2 protein-coding genes are annotated in these 1485 nt (G+C 42.4%); both read right to left on the bottom strand.

Features of this window, described 5'->3' with window-relative positions; translation table 11 throughout:
• Positions 1 to 110 precede the first annotated feature (110 nt).
• Positions 111 to 971, bottom strand: coding sequence for a bile acid:sodium symporter family protein (locus ACTXGO_RS13630; RefSeq protein ID WP_443543670.1), 861 nt, complete (start codon positions 969 to 971; stop codon positions 111 to 113).
• Between the two features lie 280 nt (positions 972 to 1251).
• Positions 1252 to 1485 (bottom strand): beta-lactamase hydrolase domain-containing protein (locus ACTXGO_RS13625; RefSeq protein ID WP_443574902.1); only part of this gene is annotated, 234 nt, incomplete at its 5' end.

The raw sequence follows: 1485 nt of genomic DNA, 5'->3' as shown, positions 1-1485 counted from the left end.
AGAAGAAGTAGTTTGAATATACTCTATGTCTTATAAATAAAAAACCACTTCAACCTAATAGCATGGTTGAGGTGGTTCTTTTGTGTCTGCTGTTTTTGTGATTGCTAATATCAATTCTTATTCCGAATCAGAGCAATAACTGGAATCGCCACTACATACATCAGTACGCCATATACCGCAGCAGGCAGGGCAATAGCGGGTAACCCTGCCGCTGTACCCATAATGATCGGGGCTAAGGTGATCGCCGTCGTACTGTTTTGAATACTGGTCTCTATAGATATCGTCTTGGTATCAAACCAGTTGAGCTTGAGCATTCTCGCTATAATCATACTCAAAGCAAATAAGACAACGATGATAACAATCAACTCAAGACCGATAACTGCTGCTTGAGATTTGAGTAATTCCCAATTAGAGGCCACAGCAGCAAGAACGATTAAGACAAAGAAAACGCTAGCGATAGCATTCAAAACACTGCTTCTACGCTGCATAAAACCCGTGAATTTGCGGCGAGCAAGCATGCCAAGAGTTACAGGCAAGGTCGTCAACAAGAACATCACTAGACCGATCTTGACTGCGCTAATAGAGCTCGCTTGATCCTGCATAAAATGATCAAAGGCTAAAGTAATAAGAATAGGCAAGGTCACAACTGACAATAAGCTTACGACGCCAGTCAAGGCAATCGATAGCGCGACATTACCTTTGGCATAAAAGGTCAGCATGTTACTAGTAACACCGCCCGGACAAAAACTAATAAGTATAATGCCAAAAGCAATCGTTGGTGGCGGCGTCATGACCAATACCACGGCTAGCGCCACTAGCGGCACCAAAACAACTTGATTAGCCAGACCAATGAAAAAGGCTTTGGGGTGAGCCGCAATCACTTTAAAGTCGCTAAGCCTCAGCCCTGTACCTAAAGTGAACATAATATAGGCGAGCGCTAACGGTAGTAAGCTGAGTGCGATATTACTCATAAAACATCCTTGTAAACATACTAGTATCTATAGAATTTGGTGGCTGCGTCATCATTAAATCTAATGATTATAAGTGACGATAGCATAAGCTCAAATGATTTTCCTGCTAAAAGGTTGGTCACATTAACCTAGGGTCATCATCAAACTATCGTAGAGTTAGACTTTAATACTAGAGCGCTCACACTTTTGTCATAGAAATAAAACGCCCATCCAAATCTTGGACGAGCGTTTTATTTTAACTAGTAGCAACTATCTATAAGTTACTATATCTAAGCTACTATCAGTCGTCTAACAAATCCATTTTCTTCGCCGCTTCATAGATACCTGTTGAGCGATTGCCTGTGCGGCAAAATATCAGTATGGGCTGCTCGGCTTGATTAAAGAAATCTGCAAACTCCTCGACGTGATTTTGATTAAGCTCACTACCTGCAAACGATACCTCTTTATATGCAAGTCCCGCTTCCTTAGCAGCCGCTTCAATCTCAGCGCTGGTCGGTTGACCTGGCTCTTCGCC

Source organism: Psychrobacter sp. T6-1 (assembly GCF_052258445.1).
Note: the sequence above shows the minus strand (reverse complement) of the source record. Positions and strands in the feature narration are given on the sequence as shown.

Bases quoted from the DNA above. Each gene is read 5' to 3' on its own strand.
- ACTXGO_RS13630 (WP_443543670.1), bottom strand. From the start codon at position 971: ATGAGTAATATCGCACTCAGCTTACTACCGTTAGCGCTCGCCTATATT.